Source organism: Affinibrenneria salicis, assembly GCF_008710095.1.
The window spans coordinates 66,508-84,928 of sequence record NZ_VYKJ01000004.1; the positions used below are offsets into that span (position 1 = coordinate 66,508).

The 18,421-nt window shown below is 57.8% G+C and carries 14 protein-coding genes; 6 read left to right on the forward strand and 8 right to left on the reverse strand.

The window, feature by feature from the left end; genetic code table 11:
* Positions 1-72 precede the first annotated feature (72 nt).
* On the forward strand, positions 73-1,395 hold the full coding sequence (gene gltP / locus FJU30_RS09580; RefSeq protein WP_150434751.1) for a glutamate/aspartate:proton symporter GltP: 1,323 nt from the start codon (positions 73-75) through the stop codon (positions 1,393-1,395).
* Positions 1,396-1,600: 205 nt separating this feature from the next.
* Here the strand turns inward: gltP and FJU30_RS09585 are convergent, their stop codons facing one another.
* The 5 genes from FJU30_RS09585 to FJU30_RS09605 all read right to left on the reverse strand — a co-directional run bounded on the left by FJU30_RS09585 (position 1,601) and on the right by FJU30_RS09605 (position 8,581).
* Positions 1,601-2,941, reverse strand: a complete 1,341-nt coding sequence (locus FJU30_RS09585; protein WP_150434752.1) for an anaerobic C4-dicarboxylate transporter — start codon at positions 2,939-2,941, stop codon at positions 1,601-1,603.
* 636 nt (positions 2,942-3,577) lie between these two features.
* Complete coding sequence (locus tag FJU30_RS09590) at positions 3,578-3,964, reverse strand: hypothetical protein (RefSeq protein ID WP_150434753.1); 387 nt, start codon at positions 3,962-3,964, stop codon at positions 3,578-3,580.
* A gap of 151 nt (positions 3,965-4,115) precedes the next feature.
* Entirely contained in the window at positions 4,116-6,821 is a 2,706-nt protein-coding gene (locus FJU30_RS09595) for a TonB-dependent receptor (RefSeq protein ID WP_150434754.1), read from the reverse strand.
* Between the two features lie 217 nt (positions 6,822-7,038).
* Positions 7,039-7,995, reverse strand: a complete 957-nt coding sequence (locus FJU30_RS09600) for a FecR family protein (protein ID WP_150434755.1) — start codon at positions 7,993-7,995, stop codon at positions 7,039-7,041.
* A gap of 82 nt (positions 7,996-8,077) precedes the next feature.
* Positions 8,078-8,581: an RNA polymerase sigma factor gene (locus FJU30_RS09605; RefSeq protein WP_150434756.1), complete on the reverse strand. Its 504-nt coding sequence runs from the start codon at positions 8,579-8,581 to the stop codon at positions 8,078-8,080.
* Positions 8,582-8,867: 286 nt separating this feature from the next.
* Here FJU30_RS09605 and FJU30_RS26815 point away from each other — a divergent pair, with 286 nt between their 5' ends.
* A complete protein-coding gene (locus FJU30_RS26815) occupies positions 8,868-9,029 on the forward strand; it encodes a hypothetical protein (protein ID WP_191091567.1) in 162 nt (53 codons plus the stop codon).
* A 318-nt stretch (positions 9,030-9,347) separates the two neighbouring features.
* The gene (ygjG, locus tag FJU30_RS09610) at positions 9,348-10,757 is read left to right on the forward strand and encodes a putrescine aminotransferase (RefSeq protein WP_150434757.1); all 1,410 of its coding nucleotides are present in this window, start codon (positions 9,348-9,350) and stop codon (positions 10,755-10,757) included.
* 230 nt (positions 10,758-10,987) lie between these two features.
* Here the strand turns inward: ygjG and FJU30_RS09615 are convergent, their stop codons facing one another.
* A complete protein-coding gene (locus tag FJU30_RS09615) occupies positions 10,988-11,875 on the reverse strand; it encodes a LysR family transcriptional regulator (RefSeq protein WP_150434758.1) in 888 nt (295 codons plus the stop codon).
* 119 nt (positions 11,876-11,994) lie between these two features.
* Here FJU30_RS09615 and FJU30_RS09620 point away from each other — a divergent pair, with 119 nt between their 5' ends.
* On the forward strand, positions 11,995-13,161 hold the full coding sequence (locus FJU30_RS09620) for a serine hydrolase domain-containing protein (RefSeq protein WP_150434759.1): 1,167 nt from the start codon (positions 11,995-11,997) through the stop codon (positions 13,159-13,161).
* Between the two features lie 3 nt (positions 13,162-13,164).
* Complete coding sequence (locus FJU30_RS09625) at positions 13,165-14,409, forward strand: MFS transporter (protein WP_150434760.1); 1,245 nt, start codon at positions 13,165-13,167, stop codon at positions 14,407-14,409.
* Between the two features lie 57 nt (positions 14,410-14,466).
* On the opposite strand, the gene FJU30_RS09630 is transcribed toward FJU30_RS09625, so the two are convergent.
* Together FJU30_RS09630 and FJU30_RS09635 are read right to left on the reverse strand one after the other, a co-directional pair.
* Positions 14,467-15,927, reverse strand: a complete 1,461-nt coding sequence (locus FJU30_RS09630; RefSeq protein WP_150434761.1) for an AMP nucleosidase — start codon at positions 15,925-15,927, stop codon at positions 14,467-14,469.
* 238 nt (positions 15,928-16,165) lie between these two features.
* A complete protein-coding gene (locus FJU30_RS09635) occupies positions 16,166-17,197 on the reverse strand; it encodes an iron-containing redox enzyme family protein (RefSeq protein ID WP_150435015.1) in 1,032 nt (343 codons plus the stop codon).
* A gap of 266 nt (positions 17,198-17,463) precedes the next feature.
* Here FJU30_RS09635 and FJU30_RS09640 point away from each other — a divergent pair, with 266 nt between their 5' ends.
* Positions 17,464-18,354, forward strand: coding sequence for a DMT family transporter (locus FJU30_RS09640; RefSeq protein ID WP_150434762.1), 891 nt, complete (start codon positions 17,464-17,466; stop codon positions 18,352-18,354).
* Positions 18,355-18,421: the final 67 nt, after the last annotated feature.

The following is an 18,421-nucleotide window of genomic DNA, read 5'->3' on the forward strand; positions in this document are numbered from 1 at the left end:
TTTTCTGGCTGTTAAGCCATCGCCCTACGTTCGGGGCGGGGAAAGGGTATTAAGGAACGGATCAAACACATTATGAAGATTAAAAAAATCAGCCTTGCCTGGCAGATTCTTATTGCCCTTATTTTGGGGATTGTACTCGGTGCGGTGCTGCATGAGCAGGCCGAAAGCAGACAGTGGTTAATCGCCAATATCCTGAGCCCGGCGGGCGATATTTTCATCCGCTTAATCAAGATGATTGTCGTCCCCATCGTTATCACCACGCTGATTGTCGGTATCGCCGGGGTGGGGGATGCGAAAAAACTCGGCCGTATCGGGCTGAAAACTATCGTGTATTTTGAAGTGATCACCACGATTGCCATTATCGTCGGCATCACGCTGGCAAACGTGTTCCAGCCCGGCCACGGCATCGATATGTCGTCGCTGACGGCCGTAGATATCTCGCAGTATGAAAAAACCACCGCGCAGGTGCAAAGCGGCACGCACAGTCTGGTCGGCACCGTTCTGTCGCTGATCCCGCCCAATATTTTTGCCGCTATGGCGCAGGGGGAAATGCTGCCGATTATTTTCTTCTCTGTATTGTTTGGTCTGGGCCTGTGTTCGTTGCCGAAAGAGCAGCGCGATCCGCTGCTGAAGGTATTCCGTGCGGTGTCTGAAACTATGTTTAAAGTCACCCATATGATCATGCGCTATGCGCCGGTCGGCGTGTTCGCGCTGATCTCGGTGACGGTGGCGAACTTCGGTTTTGCCTCGCTGTGGCCGCTGGCTAAGTTAGTGATCCTGGTGTATGCGGCGATTCTGTTTTTCGTCTTTGTGGTGCTGGGGCTGGTGGCGCGCGTCTGCCGGCTGCGCATTACCGTGCTGATCCGCATCCTGAAGGAAGAGCTTATCCTCGCTTATTCCACCGCCAGCTCGGAAACGGTTTTGCCGCGCATTATTGAGAAAATGGAAGCCTACGGCGCGCCGAAGGCGATCACCAGTTTCGTGGTGCCGACCGGCTATTCGTTTAACCTGGATGGCTCCACGCTCTACCAGAGCATCGCGGCGATCTTTATCGCCCAGCTGTACGGTATTGACCTGTCTATCGGCCAGGAAATCCTGCTGGTGGTGACGCTGATGCTGACGTCGAAAGGCATCGCAGGCGTACCTGGCGTCTCCTTTGTGGTGCTGCTGGCCACGCTGGGCAGCGTGGGGATCCCGCTGGAAGGGCTGGCCTTTATCGCCGGGGTTGACCGTATTCTGGATATGGCGCGCACGGCGCTGAACGTGGTCGGCAACGCTTTAGCCGTTCTGGTCGTCGCTAAATGGGAAAATCAGTTCGACAGCAAAAAAGCGCGCGAATATGAGCTGACCCTGAAGAGCGGCGCTACGCGCACCGTCAGTCAGCAGCAACACTAAGTTTACCCTCCGGGTCATGTCCGTTTCAGGGCATGGCCCGCTCCTGCGCTGCGCTTTTTTCTCCACCAGTCTTTTCCCTTCACTTACTGCATCGCCCCGCCTGACTTACGCCTGAAAGTAAAATGCCCTGTGCACACGGGGTGAACAGGGCAAGGAACAGGGTGCGGATGCGCCGACGGATTCGGCGCGCCCGCAGGCGGCAAACTTAGAGAAAGCCGTACATGGCGGCGAATATCCAGCCGAAGACGCAGGAGGTCGATACGCCGATTAGGCCGGGCAGGATGAAGCTGTGGTTGATAACAAACCGGCCGATGCGGGTGGTGCCGGAGCGGTCGAACTGGATAGCGGCCAGATCGCTGGGGTAGGTCGGCAGGATGTAGTAGCCGTAGCAGGCCGGCGCCGAGGCCACGATATAGGCCGGGTCGACGCCAATCGCCAGCGCCACCGGCACGATGGCGGCCAGCGCCGCCGCCTGCGAGTTAACGAACTTAGACACCAGCAGCAGGATCACGGCATAGGCCCAGGGATAGCTTTGCACCAGTTCGCCCAGCGCGGACTTAATTTCCTCCAGATGGGCGCCGAACATGGTTTCCGCCATCCAGGCGATGCCGTAGACCGCCACGATGGCGATCATCCCCGAGCGGAACACTTCATTCTTCGAGATGGAGGCGGGGTTGGTTTTGGTGACGATAATGATCAGCGCCCCGGAAAACAGCATGAACATCTGGATAACCAGCACCATCGACAGCGGTTTGCCGCCAAAGGCCGGACGCAGTTCGGAAACGGCCCCCAGAATGGCGACGACGGCGATGGCGGAAAGGAAGATCCACATAGCGACCCAGTTGCTGCGCGGCAGTTTTTTATCCAGCAGCGTGGCGGTGTCGCCGTAAACGTACTCCTTGTTTTCCGGCACGGAGATAAATTTCTGGAAGTCTTGGTCTTTATCCAGATCTTTCCCGCGGAACCAGCTGAAAATACCAATGCCGAGTATACCCATCAGGGTTGACGGGATGGTGATCGACAGCAGATCGAGAAACTCCAGGTGCCTGCCGTTGAAGGTGAAATTAGCCAACATGGCGACCAGAGAGACCACCGCTACCGATACCGGGCTGGCGATAACCCCCATCTGCGCGCCAATAGAACTGGCGGCCATCGGCCTTTCCGGGCGGATATTATTTTTGATGGCGACATCATAAATAATCGGCAATATGGTGTAGACCACGTGACCGGTGCCGCACAGTATCGTCAGGATACAGGTGACAAAAGGGGCGATGATGGACACATATTTAGGATTGCGGCGCAGCAAACGTTCGGCGATTTGCAGCATCACGTCGAGACCGCCCGAAGCCTGCAGCGTGGCGGACGCGGCGACCACCGCGATAATCACCAGCATCACATCGATGGGCGGTTTGCCAGGTTGAAGGTGAAAGACGAAGACCAGAATAACAAGCCCGATGCCGCCCAAAAGCCCCAGCGCGATACCGCCTTTACGTGCGCCATAGAATAGACAGATCAGAACAATGGCCAACTGAATGATAAAGTCCATAGATTCCCCATTTATTTCTATACCGTTATCTTTCAGATCGCAGTTTGCCGGCGATACCCCTCATGCTTCAGCGCGCAGGCACACCGGCGTTATGCCCGGCCTGTCCATGGGCCGCGCCCCTGAGGGCCGCCTTCCCGCAACGCGAATTATTTTGAGTATCTATATTCAATGACGCGATCCATTTCTGGACCAGACCCTGCTTGCCCGCCAGGGCAGGTTCGCGGGGATTGCTCATTTACCGCCGTACCGCAATGCAAAATCTATTGGGTATAATTTGATGAACTAATTTAAATAATCATGTTTTTGTTGTGGTTACTATAGGGATTATTGCCGTTGCTTTTTTTTGATCTATGTCTCTTATTTCACATCTTTTATTTTTTTATCATTAATAAAAGAACCTGATCGCATTTAATTTAAAAATTAATTTATTTAGTTTTTTAACTATAAAATTAATTATATAAATGAATGGGTCATTATTATTGTGCTGATGTGGCAATATCTCATTTCGGCAATGACAATGTTGTTTGTATTTTGTGTTTATATTGTTGTGATTATTTTCAGCGCGTTATAAGACCAATAATTCGCACGGCGAGAGGAAGGCGATCGGGGAGAAAACCGGTTTTAATCGAATTCGCGTTACCCGAACCCGGTCGCCAGTTGACGCCGTATTTGTTCGTCCAGCGTAACGCAGTAGCGCAGTTTAATGGTCTGCATTTGTTCCTCTTTTTTCTCTTTCTCTTGCGCCGTCCACGCATAACGTCCGGCGATGTCCGGCGCTTCGATAGCGTCGGCGTGGCGCTGGGGCGTTGGCCTGCCGGGTGGCAGGAACGGCGGTTGTTCGCCGTCTGCGTCAGCGGCGTCCGGGGGGCACTGATTTAGCCACGCCATACCGGCCCGCGTCAGCCGACTGAGCTTAGCGCTGAACCAGACTGATTTCCTGGAAGCCCCGGAATTATTTTCATCCATATTGCCGGGTGTGGCTGGCGTCACCAAATAGCGGTGCTCATTCAGGCGTCCGGCCATCCTGTAGCCAGCAAGAGCCTTGTCGTACTGAACTAAAATTTCCTCTCACTTTAATTTAACGCGTTATGCGTAAAGCTTTAGCGGCTCTCCTCAGAATGGGCGGCGAAAACCTGAACCGTGCCGCCCATTTTTTGGCGTTCGGCAAGGAACATTAGAATCTATATTCCAGCCCGGCCTGTATTGTTCTTCCCCTGCCCAGGGTGTAAGAGAGAGAGTCGCCATAACTCACGATATAAGCGCGGTTGGCGACGTTTTCGATGGATCCGCGTAACGTGAGCGCGTCGGTAACCTTATAGTTGGCATATAGATCAAACAGCGTATATTTCGGCCAGTCGGCGACATAAAAATCGCTGACGGCGCCGCTGGAGCTGACCGCTGAGTGATCCTGGTAGCCGCGGTTGTATCTGATCACCATGCCGAAATCGAGCTGGCGGTCGAACGCTCGTCCACCCAGCGTTAGGGTACCGCGATCGCTGGGTAAATAATTCAGGTTACTGAATGGCGCGCTTTTTAATGTCGAATAGCGGCATGCTACAGAGTTATCTTCATATTCAACGGGATACCAGTTATAGGCTTCGCCGCCGAATTCGATTTTGTTCCCCAAATAGGCCACTTTGGCGCAGAAATCGTTAAAGCCGATAATGCGGGTATAGGTAAAGTCAACATAGAAGGTTCCGGCGTCATAGTTGAGCTGGTATTCCAGACCGCGGAAACGGGTTTTTGCCAGGTTATTCACATAAGCGGCAGATCCTGAGCTCACTAGTTCACCATAGCCTGGCAACATTCGGTTGGTCGCCAGAGAGGCGTAATTATTGACGCGGGTATCGAAATAATTGACTTTAGCGACCAGCCTGTCGTCGGTGAGGAACAAATCAGGCTTTTGAATATTAAAACCGACTTCCCAGGAGCGCGATCGTTCCGCCTCCAGATAAGGGTTGGGGTATTGCGTCGCCGAACTGTGCGCGCTGCCGGAAGTCAGCGTTTCGGTGATGGCGGGGGGACGCCAGGATTTTCCGTAATTGGCGAAGAACTCCAGCCATTGGACGCCAGGCTTAATGCCCAGCCCCAGAGTGGGCGAGAATTTTCCCTCCCCTCGATCCACATCCCAACTCATAATGTCCTGGTAAGTACAGGATGCTTTACGTCTTTCCGTGCAGGGGTTTTTAATATTCCAGACATTCATGCTGGTATTCCCGCGCAATCGATAACGATCGTAACGTATGCCGCTTTCCAGCCTTAACCAGTCGTCATAGCTATAAGTCAGATTGGTAAACAGGCTCGTCATCATTCGGTTACCCGACGGTGTGACGCCGACCATCGTTTCTTTGGTCGATTCGCTGTTGGCTTTGTCGTAGAAAATATCCAGTCCATAGTTGGCCTGCAGATTATGTATGGCCGGCAGATTAAAATAAGAGGTGTTTTCCGCTTGCAGACCATAAGTCTTCATCTGGGTTTGCGCCGAATAGCCGTTATCCGTCGATGTGCTGGTGCTATAAATCGCCGTATCGTCGTTGGTATTGACGTAATAGAGCTTAGCGTTGAAATCGAGCCAGTTCTGGTCGTCAGGCTGCAAACTGTAATCCAGGGCGGCGCTGCGCGACATGACTTCGCTGAATCCTGAGCTTTTCCATCCCAGAGTGTAGGGCCCTTTGGTATTAGCGGGATCGTCATAGATGGCCGTGATCATGCTGGCATTCGGCGTGGACGTTTGAGTTTGCAGATAGCTGAGTTGAATTCGCTGGTTAGCCGGCAGGTTCCAGCCGATTTTGGCCAGGCGGGAGCGCATGCTGTAGTTCGAGTCGAGAACTTTAGTGTGCTTAAGCGCATCCTGAAGGCTGTCGGTGGTGGTTCCGGTATTGTAGACATCGCTGGTTGAGGTACGAATATCGCCGATCTCGCCCGTATTGCCCGGCCAGTAGTCGCCGAAGTGACGTTCGCTGGCGCCGATCAATATATCGCCGGTTTCGCTGCCCAGCGCCAGAATGCCACTGCCGATAAATTGCGTGCCGTTGTCACCGGTACTGGCGTGCAGCTTGCCGCCGATTTCCTTGCCCGGCGCCAGAAAGTCGCTGGCGCTGACGGTATTAAAGGTGGCGATGCCGCCGAAGGCGCCGGCGCCGCCCATGCCGCTGGTAGCGCCTTTTTCGATGGTTACGTCGGAAAGCAGTTCGGAGTCAATGTACATCTGGCCGTTGCGCTGGCCGTGGCCGCTTTTCTGAAAGTTCTGGCGCATGCCGTCAATGTTCATGTTGACGCGGCCGTAGTCCTGAATGCCGCGAATATTCACCGACAGCGCCGGATCCTGCTGGCTGACGCTGGAGTAGACGCCGGCGGATTGTTCCAGCATATCGGCGGCATGACGCGCCGGTCGGTTGTCCATCTGTTCGCGCGAAATCACGCTGATGGCGCGCGGTTGATCGTAGATCCAGTCGCCTTCGTGCGCCACGCTCAGCGCGCGCACGGTGATGACGTCGTGTGCGCCGCCGCCGCTGATGACCGGTTTGCTCAGGGTTATCTGGCCCGTCGGGCTGATCTGATAGTTCACCGGGTTGCCGCCGATCAGCTGGCGCAGGCCCTGTTCGATTGGATAGCGCCCGCGTAACGGGGACGACTGCATGCCGTCCAGCTTTACGTCGGCGAAAAACACCTGTAGCCCGGCCTGTTCGGCAAAGCGCAGCAGCGCGCTGTTGAGCGGCTGCGCGCTAATGGCGAATTCGGCCTGTCGATCGCTGCGCGGCGCGCCGGCAGCGGGCGTTTCGGCTCTGGCGCAACAGGGCTGGCTAAACACGCTGAGCGCCAGTCCAATAGCCAGCGCAAGCTGGCTGGCTGAAAAGGTAATTTGTTGTGATATTTGCATTTTTCTGCGCAATCCCGGTGAACATGTCGAATTAAAGGGAGTGAAAACGACCTGTTAAGGTTCTGGTCTATTTAGGAATGAAAATGATAATAAAAACCATTCCATAAGTATAAGGACGGAGATAACGGTAAAAACCGTAAAATTTTTTTACTGGTCGGAGGAGTTGATGGGCGTGCCTGTGTCATTCGCACGACTAACACAGGAAAACGATGAGAAGTTAGTACAGTATGATGAGCCCGGGCAGCGTTAACTGTCTGGCGCCCAGTTCGCGGCTAATCGTGGTCAGCGCGTTATCCAGATCGTTGAGGAAAAATACGCCGCTGACCTGGCTCTGCTGCAGGCGCGCGCCGCGAACGATTATTTTGCCGTGGTGGTAGCGGTTGACTCGCGCAATCACCTCGGTCAGAGGTTGTTGATTGAAGATCAGCAGGCCGCGCCGCCAGTCGCTGGCGCCGCTGCTGTTCCAGTCAACCACGCGTTTCAGCCCCCGGCGGGTATCGTAGGTGGCGGCCTGTTGCTCTTGCAGGACAAGCGACTGTGGGCCGGCGTCCACCTGCACGCTGTGCTGCGCGACGCCCACGGTGGTGGTGCGGTCGTCATACTGCACCATAAACTGCGTGCCGAGCGCCTGAGTCACTCCGCTATCGGCCGCCACCCGGAAAGGGCGGGGTTCGCGCGGCGTGAGCGGCGCGACGGTAAACCAGGCGTTGCCGCGTAATAGTCTGACGCGCCGTTCGCTTGCGCTGTACTCCAGGGCGATAGCCGTATCGCTGTCCATAACGATTTGGCTGCCGTCCGGCAGGCTTAGGTGGCGAATTTGTCCGCTGGCCGTGCGGTAGTCGGACTGTATGTCAACCCAGGCGTCCGGCCCCCACAGCGCGCCGGCGCCGATCGCCAGCAGCGCGCCGGCGGCGATGCTCCAGCGCGCCAGCGCGCGACGCGGCCTGGCGGTTTTGTGTCCTGCGCCTGACTGCAGGCGGCTTTGCTGTTCGCTGTTGAGCGCGCCCAGCGTCCGCCAAAGCGCCTGCGCCTGATTCAGCGCCGATTGATGGCGCGGATCTTGCGCCAGCCACTGCTGCAGCGCCTGTTCCTGCGCGGCGTCCAGCGCCGATTCAGTCAGTCGCACCGCCCATGTGGCGGCCTGTTGCCGGATCCCGGCGGGGTTGTCATTCATGGTATATAGGCCTGGCGAAAATAAGGTCTCTGATTATGTAGACGTCTGGTAATGCAAAACCCGTAAAATTTCTGTGATTAATTTAAATGACGCGCAACATCTCCGCCAGCGCGCTGGCGAGATGCTTTTCTACCGTGCTGACGGAAACGCCGAGCCGCCGGGCGATTTGTTGCTGGGTCAGGTGCTCCAGCCGGTGCAGCTGGAATATCTGCTGCGTTCGTTCAGGCAGATGCGAGAGAACCTGCGCCAGCAACTCCAACTGCTGCCGGTTGATGGCCATTTGTTCCATTTGCGGCCGGCGATCCGGCAGGTCGTCCAGCGGCGCCTCGCTATCGTTGGCCGGCGTCTGCATTTGCCAGCGCGACTGGTAGCGCTGATGATCGCGCACCAGATTATTGGCGGTTTTAAACAAATAGGCCTTTTTATCGATGATGATCTCTTGTTGCTCCAGCCGCTGCGCCAGACGCAGGAAACACTCCTGCAGCAGATCGGCGGCCAGATGGGGATCGCGCACTTTACGCGTCAGATGCCGTTGTAATGCCTGTGAATAATGACTGAAAAGGTGCTGTAGATCCGACTCTGACATCTTAACGCCCTGCCGGACCAAAGGGACCGACGTTGTAGGTTAACCTAACTGATAATTATTATCACAAAGCGCCGTGCGGATAAACGGGATTCGGCGCGGCCGCGGCTGCCCGCGTCGTGGCCCGCCGATTCGTTTCATTCTGCCAGCGCCGACCGCTTTCGTACCGCCATGAATAAGCGCGGCGCGTTTGACGAATCGTGCCGCCTAAAGGGATAACGCATCGAATGGGGCGACGTGTCGGGTGAGGGGTATATACTTAATGAGGGTATATATAAGGATAGTGAATATGAGCGAGAAAAAACCAGAACAGGTTTCAGTGAGCGACGGCCTGGTCGAAATGCATAAAGCGTCCGAAAAACTGACGGATGAACACATTGAACAACTGGCCGAAGAGGCGCGTCAGGCCGCGCAGAAAGCGCAAAATGAACGGCGGGCAAAACAGGCATGATCGTTCTGCGTCGGCCAGCGGCTCGCAGACGGCGAAAATGCCCGCTTTTTGCACTTCATGCACCATAATGATGCATTTGCCCTCCGGGCGGAGATCGGCGCCATTGTTCGCTGATTAACCGGTTCGACGGGGCGATTCGTCACGCTTTGCCTTTACATTCTGTTCAGCGTGGCCGTTCTGGCATAAGTTTTGTTTTATGATGCCGATCGACTTTCTGACAGATATTTATGCTTTATTACTTTTGTGTGAGGCAGAGTGGCGCGATCTGTGCATTAATTAGATCGATATCATGTGATATCAATCTAACAGGAGTGCATTTTGTCCAGATCACACGAGGTACTCACCCCGCTAGAGTGTACTCAGCGCGCATTACAATGGATTGGTAAGGAAAACTTAACTCATGATGAAATGGTATCTCTGAATCAGGAGGTGCTGCATAACTTCAGAGAGTACGTTAACCCAGGTTTTACCGAATATCGAAAATCCGTCACCGCCGGCGGCGATTACGGCACGGTGGAATGGCGGGCCAGCGGCCCTAACACGCTGGTGGATACCCAGGGCAATGAGTTCCTGGACTGTCTCGGCGGCTTCGGCATCTTTAACGTCGGGCATCGCAACCCGGTGGTGCTGGACGCGGTACAAAAGCAAATGGCTAAACAGCCGTTGCACAGTCAGGAATTACTCGATCCGCTGCGGGCACTGCTGGCAAAAACGCTGGCGACACTCACCCCCGGCAACCTCAAATATACCTTTCTCAGCAATAGCGGAACGGAGTCGGTGGAAGCCGCTCTGAAACTGGCCAGAGCCAGACAGGCTCCGCGTGGAAAACATACCTTTATTGCTGCGAAAGGCGCTTTTCACGGTAAATCGCTGGGCGCGCTGTCCGCCACGGCGAAAGACGCCTTCCGCCGTCCCTTTATGCCGCTGCTGGCTGATTTCCACCATGTTCCGTTCGGCGATATTCAGGCGCTGCGCAAACAGGTTTATGACTGCGAGCGTCAGGGCAACGGCGTGGCGGCGATTATTCTGGAGCCGATTCAGGGCGAGGGCGGGGTGATCGTGCCGCCGGATAGCTGGCTGCCGGCGGTGAGGCGGCTGTGCGACGAAGTCGGCGCGCTGCTGATTCTGGACGAGGTGCAGACCGGTATGGGGCGCACCGGCAAAATGTTCGCCTGTGAGCACTATGGCGTGCAGCCCGATATTCTGTGCCTGGCGAAAGCGCTCGGCGGCGGCGTGATGCCGATCGGCGCCACGGTGGCGACCGAAGAGGTGTTTTCGGTGCTGTTCGACAATCCTTTCCTGCATACGACGACCTTCGGCGGCAACCCGCTGGCCTGCAGCGCCGCGCTGGCCACGATTAACGTACTGCTGACGGAAAATCTGGCGGAGAAGGCCGCGCAGAACGGCGAATACCTGTTGGACGGACTGCTGGCGCTGGCCGAAGAGTATCCCGATCTGCTGGTGACCGCGCGCGGCAAAGGTTTACTGCTGGCGCTGGAATTCCGGGCAAATGAGATTGGCTACGCTTTCTCCAGCGAAATGTTCCGCCGACGGATACTGGTGGCCGGCACTCTGAATAACGCTAAAACGGTAAGAATCGAGCCGCCGCTGACGATTACTCTGCCTGAATGTCGGCGGGTATTGAAAGAGGCAAGGGAAGCGCTAAAAAAGATGCGTGCGGAACGGATGCATGAAAAACAGCGGGACGAAGAACTCCTGCTTCAGTAACGGCGCGCTATAGCGGCGATTTACCGCCGTTGTGTTCGCATCCACGCCAGCAAAGTCAATAACGCCATATCCCTGGCTGGGTATGGCTGCTTCAATCTGTGCCCGGTGCGGGCCTTGCCGCACCGGGCATCTCCGCCGCAAGGCTTCTTGCGTTCTCTTCCCACAGTCCGTGATTATCGCGCGGCGCGCCGATGGTCTTCGCCTGCGCGGCGCAGGTCTGGCTGAGGTGATTAGCCCGCCAACTGCGGGGGAAACACCCGCTGACAAAGAAAGTCGACAAAGGCGCGCAGACGGGGCGTCATAAAGCGGCCGGAGGGCCACAGCACGTAAAACGCTGACTGACTTTTGCACTGCGGCAGCACGATCTGCAAGCGTCCGCTGGTCAGTTCGTCGCGCACCGCGAATTCCGGCAGCCAGGCGATGCCCAGCCCTTCGCGGGTAAAGCAGACCCGGGTTTCGATATTATTGCAGACCATGGCGTGCGGCAACTGGCGCATCACCTCCTCAGGCAGCGGCCATTTTTCCCGTTTGCCGCTGTTGGAGTAGCGATAGTGCAGACAGCGATGGCGCAGCAAATCGGTTGGTTCGCGCGGTTCGCCATAGCGCGCCAGATAGTCCGGCGACGCCACGATATGCTGGCGGTATTCGCCCAGCTTGCGCACCGACAAGCCGGAATCATTTAACTCCCCGGTGCGCACCACCGCATCAAATCCCTCTTCGATCACGTCGACTACCCGATCGGTAAAGTCGAGATCCAATTCAATCTGCGGATAATGGCGCATAAAATCGGCCAGCACCGGCAGCATCAGCGCGCTGACCAGCGGCAGGCTGACGCGCAGGCGACCGCGCGGCTGGCCGGTGGCCTCCGACAGCTCTTCGCGCGCGGCTTCCATCTCCGCCAGAATGCGCCGGCTGCGTTCAAGGAACAACAGACCTTCCTGGGTCAGCGTGATGCTGCGCGTGCTGCGATGAAATAGCCTGACGCCGAGCCGGGTTTCAAGCCGGGTAATGTTTTTGCCGATCGCCGACGCCGATATCCCCAAATTACGGCCGGCGACGACGAAACTGCGCGTGTCGGCCACCTGCACAAATACGCTTAGCGCGTTCAGACTGTCCATCGCCGTCCTCATTGTGGATGAAAATGTCCTGTAATAATGGAAATCTAGCCTGGTTTTTCCGTAATGAAAACACCGTTAAGATAACCGACTGAGCGGAAACGAGTAAGGAATAGCCTGACATGCAGCAACAATATGATAAACCCAGCCTGACCGCCGCCGTCGATCGGGTGATCGACCAGGCGCTGGCGGAACAGCGTCTGGTGGGAACGGTGGTGCTGGTCGCGCATCGCGGCGCGACGTGCTATCAACGCGCCGCCGGACTGGCCGATCGGGAAGCTGGAGCGCCTGCGCGCCTGTCGACGCTGTTTCGCCTGTCGTCCGTCACTAAACCGCTGGTGGCCAGCGCGGCGATGGTGCTGGTATCGCAGGGAAAACTGGCGCTGGATGAGGATATCCGCTGCTGGCTGCCGGCGTTTGCGCCGCGTCTGGCGACGGGGGAAACGGCGCGCATTACCCTGCGTCAGTTGCTGAGCCACACGTCGGGTCTTGGCTACCGTTTGTTGGAACCTGACGATAACGGTCCCTACGCGCAGGCCGGCATCTCCGACGGTTTAGACCCATTCGAGGGCTCGCTGACGGAGAATCTGCGTCGGCTGGCCGATGTCCCGCTGCTGTCTGCGCCGGGTACGGCGTGGCGTTATTCTCTGGGCATGGACGTAGCGGGCGCAATCATTGAGCGCGTCAGCGGCCTGCCGCTCGACCAGACAGTGCGCCGTCTGGTGACGCAGCCGCTGGCTATGACGGACTGCGCCTTCAGCACGAATGAGGTTGAGCGGCTGGCCGTTCCCTACGTTAACGATCGGCCGTCGCCGCATCGATTGCGCGAGGGAGAATGGGTGCCGTTTAGCGAAGGGGAAGGCGGCGTGCGTTATTCGCCCGCGCGCGTGTTGAATCCGGCGGCTTTTCCGTCCGGCGGCGCCGGTATGGTGGGGACGGCGCCGGACGTGCTGCGTCTGCTGGAGGCGCTGCGTCAGGGCGGGTCCTCATGGCTGCCGGACCGCTGGATTGATGAGATGGCGCGAGATCAGACATATGGCCTGCAACTGGACGGTCTGCCGGGCATGGGGTTTGGCATCGGCTTCGCCATTGTGCGCGATCCGGCGCTGGCGCAAACGCCGGTCACGGCCGGCAGCTGGTGTTGGGGCGGCGTGTACGGCCACTCGTGGTGGGTCGATCGACGGCGCGAACTGAGCGTGGTGGCGTTGAGCAACACGCTGTATGAAGGCATGTCAGGCCGGTTTGTCGGCGATCTGCGCACTGCGGTTTATCAGACGCTGGAGGGCTGAATCATGAGCGAAAAAACAGGTTCAGCACTGCCGCTGGGGGCGCTGCTGGCGCTGGCGATGACGGGATTTACCGCTATCATGACGGAAACGCTGCCGGCCGGTCTGCTGACGCCGATCGCGCTGGCGCTGCAGATTTCGCCGTCGCTGGCCGGTCAATTGGTAACCAGCTACGCGCTGGGATCGCTGCTGGCCGCCATTCCGTTGACCAGCGCGACGCGTCACTGGCGGCGTAAAACGGCGCTGCTGGCCGCCGTACTGGGCTTTCTGTTGTTCAACACGCTGACCGCGCTTGCGCTCAGTCCGCTGACCATTCTGCTGGCGCGTTTTCTGGCCGGCGCGGCGGCTGGTCTGGCCTGGGGCATTATCGCCGGCTATGCCCGCCGGCTGGTGGCGCCTGCGCAGCAGGGCAAAGCGATGACCATCGCCATGGTCGGCGTGCCGTTAGCGCTGGCGCTGGGCGTGCCGTTGGGCACCTGGATCGGCAATCTGCTGGGCTGGCGCATGGCGTTTGGCGTGATGTCGGCGGCGACGCTGCTGCTGAGTCTGTGGATCATGCGACGGATGCCCGATTTGCCGGGGCTGCCGCGTCAGCAGCGCCGCAATCTGCGCCAGGTGCTGCTGTGGCCCGGCGTGCTTCCGGTGCTGGCGGTGGTGTTTGGTTGGGTGTTGGCGCATAACCTGCTCTATACCTACATCATTCCGCTGCTGACGCCGGCCGGGCTGAGCGCCCGGGTGGATAGCGTGTTATTGATCTTCGGTCTGAGTTCGATAGCCGGCATCTGGCTGACCGGCATGGCGGTCGATCGCTGGCTGCGCGTTAGCGTTCTGTTGAGCCTGACCGTCTTCGCCGCGCTGACGCTGTTGTGGAGTATGGCGGGCAGTAGCGCCGTTGCGGTGTGGATCTGTATGGTGCTGTGGGGGATAACCTTTGGCGGCGCGGGAACGCTGCTGCAAACCGCGATGGCGGATACCGCCGGGACCGACGGCGATGTGGCGCAGTCGTTGATCGTGGTTACCTGGAATCTGGCGATTGCCGGCGGCGGCGCACTGGGCGGCGTGATGCTCGACAGCGTACCGCTGCGGCTATTTCTGTTGGCCGCGCTGCTGCTGATTGCGCTGAGCGCGCTGGTGGTCTGGCGGGCGTCGGCGGCCGGTTTCCGTCCGGGTCACCGGCTGGGCGCATCCGCGCCTTCGTCCGGGGCGCGCCAGTCGTCCTGCGCGCCCAAAAACGGCTGCCGGCAGCCGTGAGGCGTGCCGGATAAGGGCAACGGACGCCGTCCCTGTATGGCGTCGCGCGTCCGGCGCTTAACGGAACGGCGGCTCATTGAAGGTGCGCAGTTTGCGCGAGTGCAGGCGATCGCCCTCGTTGCGCAGCAGGTCGATCGCGCAGATGCCGATTTGCAGGTGCTCGGAGATCGCCCCTTCATAAAAGCGGTTGGCCTGGCCGGGTAGCTTGATCTCGCCGTGCAGCGGCTTATCGGAAACGCACAGCAGCGTGCCGTAGGGGACGCGGAAACGGTAGCCCTGGGCGGCGATGGTGGCGCTTTCCATATCCACCGCCACCGCGCGGCTAAGGTTAAAGCGCAGCGCCGAAGCGGAATAGCGCAGTTCCCAGTTGCGGTCGTCGGTAGTGACCACGGTGCCGGTGCGCAGGCGCTGTTTTACCTCTTCGCCCGGCATGCCGCTCACCGCTTTGGTGGCGTCGTACAGCGCGCGCTGCACTTCGGCGATGCTGGGGATAGGGATATCGGGCGGCAACACGGAATCCAGTACGTGGTCGTCGCGCAGATAGGCGTGCGCCAGCACATAGTCGCCGATAGACTGGCTTTCGCGCAGGCCGCCGCAATGGCCGATCATCAGCCACGCTTCCGGGCGCAACACCGCCAGATGATCGCAGATGGTTTTGGCGTTGGACGGCCCGACGCCGATATTGATCAGCGTGATGCCGCGCCCGCCGCGGGTAATCAGGTGCCAGGCCGGCATCTGGTTATTTTTCCAGGCCAGATCGGATACGGCCTGTTCCGGGTTGGGCGTGTCGGCGGTGATATAGATGCCGCCGGCGCAGGACAGGGCTACATAAGGGCCGTCGGGATCGGCGAGCTGGGCGCAGGCCCAGCGCACAAACTCGTCGACGTAGCGGGTATAGTTGGTAAACAGCACGAACGGCTGGAAGTGTTCGACCGGCGTACCGGTGTAGTGGCGCAGGCGGGCCAGCGAGAAATCGGTGCGCAGCGCGTCAAAGTGCGACAGCGGGAAGGCGTCGGTGGAGTGAAACAGACCGTCCGCAGTTTCATCGCCAATGTACGCCAGTTCGGTCGTCGGGAAATGCTGCGCCAGTCCGGCGCTCATCGAACGATCCAGCGCCAGATTCGAACCGTCTATCACATATGGGAAGGGGATCTCCTGGCGTGACGGCAGGACTTCAATCACTGCGCCGTACTCGCCCTGCAGCAGTTCCAGTTGGGCGGCGAGATAATGGCGGAACAGGCCGGGACGGGTAATGGTGGTGCTGTAACTGCCGGCGTGGGTAAAGCGTCCCCAGGCGCGGGTGCGGCTATGGCCGGAGGAGGCGCCGTCCCAGCTTACGCGCAGTTCCGGGTAGACAAAGAGTCCGCCGGCGCGGGCTTGCTCGTCCGGCAGACGGCCGTGGCTGACGAAATCCTGCACGGCTTCGCGCAGCGCGGTCACGGCATCATCATAGAACGCTTCCAGTTTATCCAGCGCCTGGGCGGCGCTAAGGCGGGAACGCTGTTTATTGCTAGTCATCTTAGTCCTTATTTTTCGCAACCTGCATCGCGCGGTTCGATGGGCGATGCGGATTATGTCGTCGGTCAGTGACGCAGCTCGTCTCTTTAATCCAGCGAAGGTATAAAAAGCCGTGGCAACAATCAAGGCGATGTTGCATCAAGGCTGTTACATAATTGTTGCGATGCATGGCGGCGGCGCGGATAAAAAAAAACGCCGCCGGCCATCGGCGGCCGGCGGCGCACAGCGCCATTAATGGTTACAGGCTATGCAGTTTGGCCAGTAAATGGTCGTAATAGTCGCCGCAGGTTTGCAGACGCAGCGCGGCGCCAAAATAGATTTCATCCATGGCGGCCGGGTTCTCTTGTACGATAGGCGCGATGACGTTATTCAGCCAGCCGTCGGCGTGCACGACATCGATCTCGATATGTTCGGAATAGTAGTGTACGTCCCGATGGTTCAGTCCGATGCGCTTACAGCCGCTGACCAGTTTTTCGTACTGCGATGGATCCAGCAGCTCCGTCATGGCCAGCACGCCGATAAACTTGTAATAGTGTTGGCGGTTGACCGCGCCGAGCATAAAGGCGTTATAGCCGGCCAGTCCCTGCCAGTCATAGAGGTGCGCATAGTGATCCTGCGGCAGCGCGATGCCGCGCCGGCTGAGCAGATCTTTATACAGATTGACGTGGGTGAATTCGTTGCTGCCTTCGCCTATTTCGTCCCACAGGTTGCGGCTGATTTCTCCCCGGGTTTCCGGTTTTGAACCGACCAGCGACATCGCGACCAGATCAAAAAACAGCAGGTTGAGCGCGCTATCGCTTTTGAAAAAATAGTAAATCTGTTTTTCGTTCGCCTGACGGGCAAGAAAATCAAACAGCGGATGGTGCGATGACGGGTGCGAGGACCATAGCTCGCGCAACTGCACGGTGAACCGGGCGGCGTCGGGGGTATGACGATAACGGCCGTAACGGCGTTTCTCCGCATCAAGCCAGGCCTGCTCGATCATCTGGCGCACGTCCGTCAGCGCCGGCGCATATTGATTACGGCTGGCCGCGGACAGCGGTTCGGCGAGATGGCACTGATACAGCGTGAACAGCGCCTGCTGCGCCGCGCGCTGGCTGCGGCGGTTATTATCGTGCCAGGCGTCGCGCACGGTCGAGCGCGTCAGCGTCATCAGCTGTTGCGCGGCCTGTGGATTGCCGGCCAGCCATGAGGATAAGTCGGGCTTATTGATCAGTTGGCTAACTACCTGGTCAATGGCGCCGGAAATGGACAGACCGTCGGCCTGCATCTGCTGTTTTTGCGGGGAGACCGCTGCGTTGTTCATCCTTTTACTCCTTGAGTGAAACAGAATTTAACCGTAGAACGTACAGGGCGGTAATTCCATTATTCACAACAGAAAAACAACAAATGAAATGTATTTAGACAATATTTATCCGATAATTAAATGCATCTTTAATTATTGATATTGTTAATATTATTTATTGATGTCGATCATAAGAATGTCGGTGCCGGTTAGTATAGTTTGGTGACGAAGACAACGCAGGAAACAGATTGATGTCCTATTTATTACTCACGCTGGCCGCGATGTTCTGGGGCGGAAATTATGTGGTGGGGCATATTTTAGTTGGCCGCATTAATCCGCTGGTGCTGACCGAAGCGCGTTGGGCGTTAACCGCCGCGCTGCTGATGGGGCTTTACTGGCGCCAGGCGTGGGCCAGTCGCGCGCGCCTGCGTAAGTCATTTCCCGTGGTGTTGTTTTTATCGCTGTTCGGCCAGGTGCTGTTCCCGCTGACGCTCTATATCGGCCTGCAGTACACCAGTTCGCTGAATGCGGCGATTTACATGTCCGCCACCCCTTGTATGGTGCTGTTGATTAACAAGCTGGTGTTCCGGGATAGCATTACGCGTAATAACGTATTCGGCGTGTTGATGAGTTCGCTGGGGGTGATTTATCTGATTCTTAAGGGGCAGTTCAGCAGCCTGGATGTTTTCCGTCATATGAATCAGGGCGATCTGTGGACGATGGGCTCGGCGCTTAGCTGGGCTTTTTACTGCTCATTTCTGCGTAAGAAAGATCGTCAGATACCGGGTAATGCGTTTGTCGCCACCAGTTCGTTGCTCGGTGCGCTGATGCTGATCCCGGTGGTGGCGCTGTGCGTCAGCGGGCAGACGCTGACGGATCCCGCGCCCTGGCGCGACGGCGGCCTGTTGGCCGGGCTGGCTTATCTGATTATTTTCCCCTCCTGGCTGTCCTATGTGTTCTGGAACCGGGGCATCGCGGATATCGGCGCCACGCGCGGCGAAATCTATACGCATATTATTCCGCTATCGGGCGGCGTGTTCAGCGTGTTGTTTCTGCATACCTCGCTGGCCTGGTTTCATCTGGTCAGCTCGCTGCTGATCGCCGTCGGTATCTGGCTTTGCTCGAAACAAAAGGCGGCGTAGCCGGCGCCTGAATTACCGCCTGCCGCCCTCCGAACCGCCGCCGACCCGTTTTGCTGACGGAGCCTGT